6 protein-coding genes are annotated in these 10591 nt (G+C 42.1%); 4 read left to right on the top strand and 2 right to left on the bottom strand.

Annotated elements, in window-relative coordinates; all coding sequences use genetic code 11:
* Positions 1 to 149: 149 nt before the first annotated feature.
* The gene (locus NZ848_RS03780) at positions 150 to 1868 is read right to left on the bottom strand and encodes a GMC oxidoreductase (RefSeq protein ID WP_253533946.1); all 1719 of its coding nucleotides are present in this window, start codon (positions 1866 to 1868) and stop codon (positions 150 to 152) included.
* A 33-nt stretch (positions 1869 to 1901) separates the two neighbouring features.
* Positions 1902 to 2567 carry a gluconate 2-dehydrogenase subunit 3 family protein gene (locus tag NZ848_RS03775; RefSeq protein WP_259014411.1) on the bottom strand — a complete coding sequence of 222 codons (666 nt, stop codon included), beginning with the start codon at positions 2565 to 2567 and terminating at the stop codon, positions 1902 to 1904.
* Positions 2568 to 3182: 615 nt separating this feature from the next.
* Here NZ848_RS03775 and NZ848_RS03770 point away from each other — a divergent pair.
* The 4 genes from NZ848_RS03770 to NZ848_RS03755 all read left to right on the top strand — a co-directional run bounded on the left by NZ848_RS03770 (position 3183) and on the right by NZ848_RS03755 (position 10515).
* On the top strand, positions 3183 to 4496 hold the full coding sequence (locus NZ848_RS03770; RefSeq protein WP_259014410.1) for a UDP-glucose dehydrogenase family protein: 1314 nt from the start codon (positions 3183 to 3185) through the stop codon (positions 4494 to 4496).
* Between the two features lie 91 nt (positions 4497 to 4587).
* Positions 4588 to 5568 carry a UDP-glucuronic acid decarboxylase family protein gene (locus tag NZ848_RS03765; RefSeq protein WP_101725355.1) on the top strand — a complete coding sequence of 327 codons (981 nt, stop codon included), beginning with the start codon at positions 4588 to 4590 and terminating at the stop codon, positions 5566 to 5568.
* A gap of 207 nt (positions 5569 to 5775) precedes the next feature.
* Complete coding sequence (locus NZ848_RS03760) at positions 5776 to 6990, top strand: bifunctional 3,4-dihydroxy-2-butanone-4-phosphate synthase/GTP cyclohydrolase II (protein ID WP_253535539.1); 1215 nt, start codon at positions 5776 to 5778, stop codon at positions 6988 to 6990.
* A gap of 216 nt (positions 6991 to 7206) precedes the next feature.
* A complete protein-coding gene (locus NZ848_RS03755) occupies positions 7207 to 10515 on the top strand; it encodes a TonB-dependent receptor (protein ID WP_259014409.1) in 3309 nt (1102 codons plus the stop codon).
* Positions 10516 to 10591 lie beyond the last annotated feature (76 nt).

Genomic DNA, 10591 nt, shown 5'->3' with positions numbered 1-10591 from the left:
AAAATAGGACTATTTATGTACTTTTTGAATCTTACCAGGTAAAATATCGCTACGCCGCTTAGTAAAACCCGAATCATTCCTATCTGAACTAAAAAAAGAAGCTGCCCCTTTTTGGACAGCCTCGTTAGTTTTTTGCCATCTCTTAATAGTTAGAGATTCATTTTCTTTAGCTCATTTACAGCAAAATCTGCTGCTCTTGCCGTTAAAGCCATATAAGTTAACGATGGGTTTACACAAGAGGCCGAAACCATAGCTGCACCATCAGTTACAAAAACATTGGGCGCACCCCAAACCTGGTTATGAGCGTTCAATACAGATGTTTTCTTGTCTCTTCCCATACGGGCAGTTCCCATTTCGTGGATACCGATACCCGGGTTCGGCGTCAGGTTATTATAAGCATTGATGTTTTTCAAACCTGCTGCCTCCAGCATTTCTGCGGCTTCGTTCATCATATCGATACGCATTTTCAAGGCGTTTTCTCCCCATGCGGCGTCAAACTCAACTATTGGTAAGCCCCATTTGTCTTTTTTATCAGAAAGCGTAAAACGGTTACTTTCATCAGGCAGGGTTTCACCAAAGCCGCCAATGCCGAAAGTCCATGCTCCGGGAGTCGTTAAAGACTCTTTAAATTCTGCGCCAAAGCCATCTTTATAATTACCTCTTCCCCAGCCTTCGCGGCTGGCTCCGCCCTGATAACCAAAACCACGTACATAGTCTCTTTTCTTGTCGCTACCCCAGTTAACAAAACGCGGAATATACACACCGTTGGCTCTTCTTCCATAATAATACATATCTTCCATGCCCTCAAATGTACCCGACGCCCCTACACTCAGGTGGTGGTCCATGATGTTTCTGCCCAATTGGTCAGACTCATTACCTAATCCGTTAGGATGTGTTTTAGATTTCGACTGCATCAATATCCAGGCCGAGTTAATAGCAGAAGCATTAAGGAATATGATTTTAGAGAAGAAATCCATCTGCTCATTCGTATTCTGGTCAATGGTTTTAACACCTACTGCTTTACCTTTCTCATCATCAAAAATTACCTGATACACAATTTTATCGGCCATCAACGTAAGATTACCCGTTTTGTTTGCAGCGGGCAAAGTAGAAGATTGCGTACTGAAATAAGCACCATACGGGCAGCCACGCATACAGGCATTGCGGTATTGACAAGAAGCCCGCCCTAATTCGGTCTGAATCTGTGTTGGCGCAGTTAAGTGAGCCGTGCGGCCAATGGTTACGTGGCGGCCATTAAATTTCTTCTGAATGGTACCTCTGACTTCTTTTTCTACGCAGTTCATTTCCATGCCCGGCTGGAAATTCCCATCCGGCAACACATCAAGCCCTTCTTTGTAACCACTCACACCAATAAACGACTCAACGTAGCTATACCATGGCGCCAGGTCTTTATATCTGATCGGCCAGTCTACCCCATGCCCGTCTTCCAGGTTAGCTGTAAAGTCTCTTTCGTTCCAACGGTAACTCTGCCGACCCCACATCAATGAGCGCCCACCAACATGGTAGCCGCGAATCCAATCAAAGCCACGTTTTTCCAGATACGGATTTTGCTTATCGTTTTCAAAATGATGGCGGTGTTCTTCATTGGCCGTATAACCGGTACGCACACTAGCCCAGTATTCTTCACGAGCCATGTTGTCAACTTTACCTCTATGAGGGAAATCCCATGGGTTTTTAGTAGCTGTTACATAACCAGTAACGTGTTTAATATCTCTTCCGCGCTCCAGCATCAATACTTTCAGCCCTTTCTCGCACAATTCTTTGGCTGCCCAACCACCAGATATACCCGAACCCACAACTATGGCGTCGTAGGTCATTTGTTCTTTTGATTTTCCTTGAATATTCATTTTCGTTACGGTTGAAATCTTTTCAGTTTTAAATTATAAAGCCCATACTTTCTGACCCGGCGTCATCTTCACACAACCATCATACCTGCCCGGTACTTCTACATAAGCCAGGGCATTTTTTGCCCCTGCTTCAGAAGTAAAATAACCCAGAAGTGTCAATTCTTTCATTAGTTTAAAGAACGGCACCGGAGGTGTCTCCTTCTTCGATTTATCGTTCGTCTTTGGGTCTTTAGGGTCTTTTACCAAACCAGTTTCATTATCTACTATTTTCTTTGATTGTTCCTGTTGTTTCAGCTCATCATTGGCCATTTGCTCAAACTTCTTCAAAAGCACCGTTTGTTGTTCAGGAGTACTCTCAAGAAATTTCTTTCCGTTGTCTTTTACCGAGGCCGCTTCCAGGTCGTCCAGCGCTTTGGTAAAATGCGCCTGCTGTGCCGGAGTATAGCAATCTTTAAGCATCAATTCAATAAATGGCCCCACGCCAGCATCTTTGGCACCAGGGGTAGAAGTTTTCGGAATTATTATTTCCGCAATTTCAGATACAAGATTTTTGTAATCGGTGGAAAAAGAAAAACCTGAGGTAGCTGCTTCGGTTGCTGTATTAGACTTACAACCTTCCAGCATAGCAATCATTGTAGGGGCAGACAAAGCACCTCCCATCAGGAAGGCCACTCTTTGCATGGCATCTCTTCTATTCAATGTCGTAGTGATATTTAAAGGTTTGTCGATTATTTAGACCCTGAAATTACGGAAGAAAAAATTGTTTCATCAAATTTGGTTTCATGAAAATTGGATTAAAAACTATAAAAACATGAAAATAATTGTGTAAAGGTTAATGTCTGTTGAAATGCCTGTTTTTAATTCAAGATTAAATAAACAATTCGTCCGGCTTCCTTAATTATAAAATCAAGTATCAATTATAACGCCTTAGTAAGATTCTGAAAAGAGCTACACACAAAAATAAACTAGATTTGGTTCAATATCAGGGTCACCTTCATACTCATTTTAATAACTGCGATTTTGCTGTGCGGCGTCTGAACGAACACAATTGTAAGAGGCGCTCAATAGTCTATTCAATTGGTCTGTTTAATATAATAATTAAATAACGGTGTGGTAAAAACAGGACTCAAAAAATCAACAATTAGACTTGTAAAAAACACACTTAATGAACCCTTATGCCCATTAAGTGGGGTATTTTGAAAAAAAAATTTTAATTTTTACACTTAGCTATCAAAAAAAATATAACTTTACGACATGCTTAAATTTATTACAATAATAAAGCGTATTTTTTCAAAAATCTGAACAAAAACTCACATGAAAATTGCAGTCGTTGGAACGGGATATGTTGGTCTGGTTACCGGCACCTGTTTTGCTGAAACAGGGAATCAGGTTACATGTATAGATATTGACAGCCGTAAAGTTGAAAAACTTAACAAAGGCAAATTAACCATTTATGAACCAGGCCTTGATGTAATATTTGAGCGCAACACCAAAGAGGGGCGTTTGACTTTTACAACCAACCTTGCTGAGGGCATTAAAGACGCACAGGTTATTTTTCTAGCCTTGCCAACCCCTCCGGGTGAAGACGGCTCAGCCGACCTAAAGTATATTCTTGGGGTAGCCAACGACCTGGGCCCTTTGTTAGAAAACTATACCGTAATTATAGATAAAAGTACTGTACCTGTAGGAACAGCAGAAAAAGTGCATGACCGCATTGCGGCCAACGCCAAAGTTGAATTTGACGTGGTTTCTAACCCTGAGTTCTTAAGAGAAGGGGTAGCAGTAGAAGACTTTATGAAGCCTGACCGTGTAGTAATTGGCACAAAGTCAGATAAGGCGAAAAAAGTAATGGAGAAACTATATGCTCCGTTGGTTCGTCAGGGTAACCCAATTATTTTCATGGACGAACGCTCTGCAGAAATGACCAAATATGCTGCCAATGCGTTCCTTGCCATGAAAATCACGTTCATGAACGAGATAGCCAATCTTTGTGAAAAAGCCAATGCCAATGTAGATGACATCAGAAGAGGTATCGGTACCGACAGCCGTATCGGTAAGCGATTTTTGTTTGCAGGTATAGGCTACGGTGGTAGTTGTTTCCCGAAAGATGTACAGGCACTTGAAAAAACGGCTAACGATTTTGATTACGATTTCAGAATCCTGAAATCGGTAATGAAAGTAAACGAAAAACAAAAAACCAAGCTGGTAGCCCCATTGAAGAAGTACTTCAACGGAGACCTGAAAGGAAAAACAATTGCCATTTGGGGGCTTGCTTTTAAACCGCACACTGACGATATCCGTGAGGCACCGGCATTGTATAACATCAAAGAGTTAAGAAAAGCAGGTGCTAAAGTGATTGTATATGACCCTGAAGCAATGGAGAACGTACGGGGCGTAGTAGGCAAAAAAGTAAAATATGCTAAAAACCCATACGAAGCAATTCAGGATGCCGATGCATTAATGATAATGACAGAGTGGCCTGAGTTCCGCACGCCTGACTTTGAAAAAATGGATGGCAAACTAAAAAATAAGGTAATTTTTGATGGCCGTAACCTTTATGAACTAAAAGACATGAAAGATTTGGGCTATACTTATTACAGTATTGGTAGAGATACCGTAGAGGCATAAGTTAAATCAGAAAACTATCAGGCTTAGATCCCCTATCCTGCTTAGTTTTCTGATTAAAACAAAGTAATCAGGGGAAATTCAATATCATTTTATGAAAAGAGTACTCATTACAGGGGGCGCCGGATTTTTAGGCTCTCACCTATGCGATAGATTTATCAAAGAAGGCCATTACGTAATTGCCATGGACAACCTCATTACCGGCGATTTGCGTAATATTGAGCATTTGTTCAAGCATCCTAATTTTGAATTTTATCATCACGACGTCAGTAAGTTTATCCATGTGCCGGGTAGTATTGACTATATCCTGCATTTTGCATCGCCGGCCAGCCCGATTGACTACCTGAAGATTCCGATCCAGACACTTAAGGTTGGGTCTTTGGGTATACATAATTGCCTTGGCCTTGCACGCGTAAAAAAAGCCAGAGTTCTTATAGCCTCTACATCTGAAGTTTATGGAGACCCGCTCGTGCATCCTCAAAATGAAGAATACTGGGGGCATGTAAACCCGGTTGGCCCAAGAGGTGTTTATGACGAAGCCAAACGCTTTCAGGAAGCTATGACTATGGCCTACCATACCTATCATGGTCTTGAAACAAGAATTGTACGTATATTTAATACCTATGGACCGCGTATGCGCCTGAACGACGGCCGCGTATTGCCTGCATTTATCGGCCAGGCTTTGCGTGGTGAAGATTTAACGATTTTCGGTGATGGCTCGCAGACGCGCTCGTTCTGCTACGTTGACGACCTCGTTGAGGGCATCTATCGTTTGTTGCTGTCAGACTATGCGTATCCGGTTAATGTCGGTAACCCCGCTGAAATAACCATTAAGCAGTTTGCCGAAGAAATCATTAAATTAACCGGTACTGACCAGAAGATTGTTCATAAGCCGCTGCCAAAAGATGACCCAAAGCAACGCCAGCCCGATATTACCAAAGCAAGGGAAATATTAGGATGGGAGCCCAAAGTAAGCCGTGCAGAAGGTTTAGCCATTACATACAACTATTTCAAAAGCCTGCCGAAAGAAAGGCTCTACGAAGAAGCCATTCATCGTGATTTTGAAAAGAAATAAATAACAAAACCGGAGGCGCTCAGTCTCCGGTTTTTATTTTAGAAACTTTTTATGAAAGTTTTTATGCCCTCAGCTCAGTATTTGCCACCACAAGGTAGGCATACCTGACAGCCCGTAAAGATGACGTATCGACATTTTATTGAAAACTCGTACATTTACAAACGTTTTCAACATACAAACTGTTTTAGAATCAAAAACAGTAATATTATTAATAGAATGAAGTTAGACCGAATAGAAGATGCCATTGAGGATATACGCAATGGAAAGATAATTATAGTAGTAGACGACGAAGACCGCGAAAACGAAGGAGACTTTATTTGTGCTGCCGAGAAGATTACCCCCGAAATGGTAAATTTCATGATAAAAGAAGGCCGCGGGCTGATGTGCACACCCATAACAGCCAAACGCTGCGATGAACTTCAGCTAAGCATGATGGTCGGTAAAAACACAGCACAACACGAAACAGCGTTTACCGTCTCAATTGATTTACTGGGCAACGGTTGTACCACAGGCATATCAGCCAGCGACCGCGCCAAAACCATTCAGGCGCTGGTAGACCCGGCAACTAAGCCTGAGGATTTCGGGCGACCGGGGCATATTTTCCCGTTGAAAGGGGTAGACGGCGGGGTTATCAGAAGATCTGGCCATACTGAGGCTGCCATTGACCTGGCTACACTGGCAGGACTCAGCCCCGTTGGTGTTTTAATAGAGATTTTGAATGAAGATGGCACAATGGCCAGACTACCCGAACTACGAGAAATTGCAGATAAATTTCAGCTAAAACTGATAAGCATCAAAGATTTAATTGAGTATCGCCTTCAGAAAGAATCACTCATTAAAAGAGAAATTGGTGTTCAAATGCCTACCGAGCACGGTTACTTTGATATGATTGCCTATCGCCAGCTTGATAATGAGCAGTTGCATCTGGCCTTAATTAAAGGCACCTGGGAGCCGGACGAACCAGTTATGGTGCGGGTTCACTCGTCATGCGTTACCGGAGACATTTTCGGTTCTTGCCGCTGCGACTGCGGGCCTCAATTACATGCCGCTATGGATATGGTTCAGAAAAACGGCAAAGGCATTGTATTGTATATGAATCAGGAAGGCCGTGGCATAGGGCTGCTGAACAAACTGAAATCGTATAAATTGCAGGAAATGGGAAGAGACACCGTAGAAGCAAATCTTGAGCTTGGCTTTAAAATGGATGAACGGGACTACGGTGTAGGAGCCCAGATTCTACGGGACTTAGGCGTTAAAAAAATCAAACTTATATCTAATAATCCAAAAAAAAGAGCAGGTTTAATAGGATACGGGCTCGAAATTGTTGAGAACATAGCCATAGAGATTTCTTCTAACCCCTACAACGAAAAATACCTGCAAACCAAACGCGATAAAATGGGGCATAAGATTATGGGCGCTTAAAATATTAGGCGTGCATAACAATTTCTTAATACTGAAAAATAGTACTTAATCAATAATTTTCATTAAATATTTTACAAAATATTTAATATCAAGCACTTATGTAAAGAAAACACATGGGTGCTTGTTTTTTTTAGGGAAAATTTTTAAGACCTTTGTCAAGGCAATATAATCTGCTTGATGAATTTTACTTCGAACATTTCTAACTCCAAAAAAAACATGATGCAAAAATCTACTTTTTTGCGAGGAGCGTTTAGTCTCCTTGTTGGAATTCTATTTGCGTTTCAAGGCTTTGCTCAGGTTACAACCTCATCTATTACAGGTTTGGTTACTGACACCAAGGGCGATGGCCTACCCGGTGCAACTGTAGTTGCAGTGCACGTACCCTCAGGTACAAAATACGGAACCGTAACTAACGCAACCGGCCGTTACACTATTCCAGCCGTACGTATCGGTGGACCTTATAAAGTAACTTTTACTTTTGTTGGCTTTAAAGACCTAGTAAAAGAAGGCATTATTGCCAGTCTGGGTTCAGCTGCCAACGTAGACGCTTCGTTAAGCGACGAAGGAACGATTCTTGACGAAATTAAAATTACTTCAAGCCGGAGTGACATTTTCAGCTCTGACAGAACCGGTGCATCTACTACCATCAGTAAACAAGCTCTACAATCATTACCAACCATCGGTAGCCGCTCAATAAACGACTTCACCAAATACAACCCGCAAGGTAACGGGCGTTCTTTTGGTGGTCAGGACAGCCGTTTGAATAACTTTACTGTTGACGGTTCGGTTTTCAACAATGGTTTTGGTCTTGGCTCTGAAGCGCAAGCCGGTGGCCGTACCAACTCTACCGCCATCTCTCTTGATGCCATTGAAGAGGTACAAATCAACGTTGCTCCGTTTGATGTTCGCCAGTCTGGTTTCGTAGGTGCTGGTCTGAACGCCGTAACACGCTCAGGTACAAACGAAGTAACAGGATCGGTTTATCACAGTTTCCGTAACAACAGCAAAACTTTTGTTGGTACAAAAGCGGAAGGCTTCCCGGTAACTTCAGGTACTTTCGACGAGAAAGTTTTAGGTTTCCGTGTAGGTGCTCCTATCATCAAAAACAAATTGTTTATTTTCGTGAATGGCGAGTTCCAGAGAAGAACTGTACCTGCCTCAGCATTTGTAGCCAAAGGGTCTAACGCCGGTAACCCTACACGTGTTGAAAAAGCCGATATTGAAGAAGTTAGCGCATTGGTTAAACAGAAATTCGGTTATGAAACAGGCCCATACGAAAACTATGATGACGAAACATCTTCAGATAAGTTTCTTGCCCGTTTAGACTACAACATTAACGATAAACACAAAGCTACTGTACGTTATACTTTCCATAACTCACAAGACTACGTAACTATCAGCAATAGTTCATCTGCTGGTTTTGGTAACCGTATAACAGCCAACTCATTGTCGTTCAAAAACTCTGGTTATTTTATTCAGGATAACACCCGCTCTATTGTTGGTGAGTTGAACTCAACTTTTGGTGGTAAAGCTGCCAATAACTTCATTATTGGCTATGACCACCAGAATGAAGACCGCGCTTACGCCGGGTCTATGTTCCCTACCATTGACATCCTGAATAACAATGCCACTTATATATCAGTTGGTTTCGACCCGTTTACGCCTAGTAATAAGCTAAACTATGGTACTTTCCATATCACTGATAACTTTACGCTTTTCAAAAACAAGCACACGCTTACTTTTGGTACCAACTACGAGAACTACAAATCAAATAACTTGTTCTTCCCGGCTTCTAACGGGGTGTGGGTTTACAACTCTTTAGACGATTTCAGAAAGGCCATGAACGGCGACAACAGCGTTGTAGCTAATATGTTCCAGTATCGTTACTCAGCTTTACCTGGTGGCGCTGATCCGCTACAGGTATTGAAAGTTAATAAGTTTGACTTATACGCTCAGGATGAATACCAGGTGTCGCGTACTTTCAAGTTAACTTATGGTGTTAGAGCCAGCGTTATTGCTTTTGGAAATACAGCTCTTGAAAATTCTGTTATATCTGCCCAGACATACAAAAATATGGATGGCGCTTCTTACAAAGTTAACACAGGTACTTTACCAGATGCCAAAATTCTTTGGGAACCGCGCGTAGGCTTTAACTGGGATGTTACCGGCAACCGCAGTACGCAGGTACGTGGTGGTACAGGTATTTTCACAGGCCGCCCTCCGTATGTATTCGTATCTAACCAGATTGGTAACAATGGTATCCTGACAGGTTTTATAGACCAACGTAATACCTCTGCATTCCCGTTTGTTAAAGATGCAAGCGTTTATACACCTCCAACGCCAACGTTGCCTTCTACGTTTGATATTGCCGCTACAGACGCCAATTACAAATTCCCGCAGGTTTGGAAAACAAACCTTGCTGTTGACCAGAAACTTCCATTTGGTTTAGTTGGGTCGGTAGATTTCATCTACAATAAATTCCTTAACTCGGTATTGTATTTTGATGCTAACCTTGAAACAGCCACTGGCAAATTCAACGGCCCTGATACCCGTGACCGTTTCCCGGGTTCTGGCTTAACCGGTTCAAATCTTAATAACGCTATCCGTATCAACGATAACGTATCTCGTGCAGCTATTCTTACAAGCAAAAATGCAGGTGAAAACGTAATGTTGACTTTCAAACTTGAAAGACCATGGACAAAAGGCTTCTACGCCATGTTTGCCTATACTTATGCAAAAACCCGTGACCTGATGAGTGCCGGTTCAATTGCCTCTGGTTCGTTTACAGGTGCCAGAAGTGTAAATGGTAACAACAAACTTGGTTTATCATACAGCGACAACGACATACCTCACAGATTAGTAGGTACTGCCAGCTACAGAATTGAGTACGGTGGTAAGTTTGGTGGTGCAAGCCAGGTTTCATTAGGCTATGTTGGTGGCACCGGTACAGGCCGTTACTCTTACACCATTGCAGGTGATATGAACGGCGATGGTATTGCAGGTAATGATCTTCTGTTTGTACCTCTTAAAGCCTCCGATTTAAGATTCGTTAACACTACTGTAAGCGGTACTACATATACTGCCGAGCAGCAAGCAGCGGCTTTCGATAAATTTATTGACCAGGATCCTTACCTGAGCAAAATGCGTGGCAAATATGTTGAGCGTAACGGTGCTATCCTACCTTGGTTACATCAGTTCGACTTGTCGTACATTCAGGAGTTCTTCGTGAACGTTAAAGGTAAACGTAACACTTTCCAGATCAGAGCTGATATCCAGAACTTTGGTAACCTGCTTAACGGAAATTGGGGTATTGGTAAATTTGTAAGCAACGCATCGCCTCTTGCTTTTGCTAGTGTTACAACAGACGGTATACCTCAATACAGATTAAACACGCAAACATCAAGAACCACAGATGGTAAAACGATTACTACCAAAACTGAGTTATTGAAAGATACTTTCCAATCAAGAAGTTCAGCAACTGATGTTTGGAATGCACAGTTAACTCTTCGTTACATCTTTAACTAAGATTAAACGAATACCAGAAATAAAGGAAAATCCTGCCTCGAAAGAAGCAGGATTTTTCCTTTTAAGAAGACTCCAT

The organism is Emticicia fluvialis (assembly GCF_024793945.1).
In the GTDB taxonomy this organism is placed as follows: domain Bacteria; phylum Bacteroidota; class Bacteroidia; order Cytophagales; family Spirosomataceae; genus Emticicia; species Emticicia fluvialis.
Note: the sequence above shows the minus strand (reverse complement) of the source record. Positions and strands in the feature narration are given on the sequence as shown.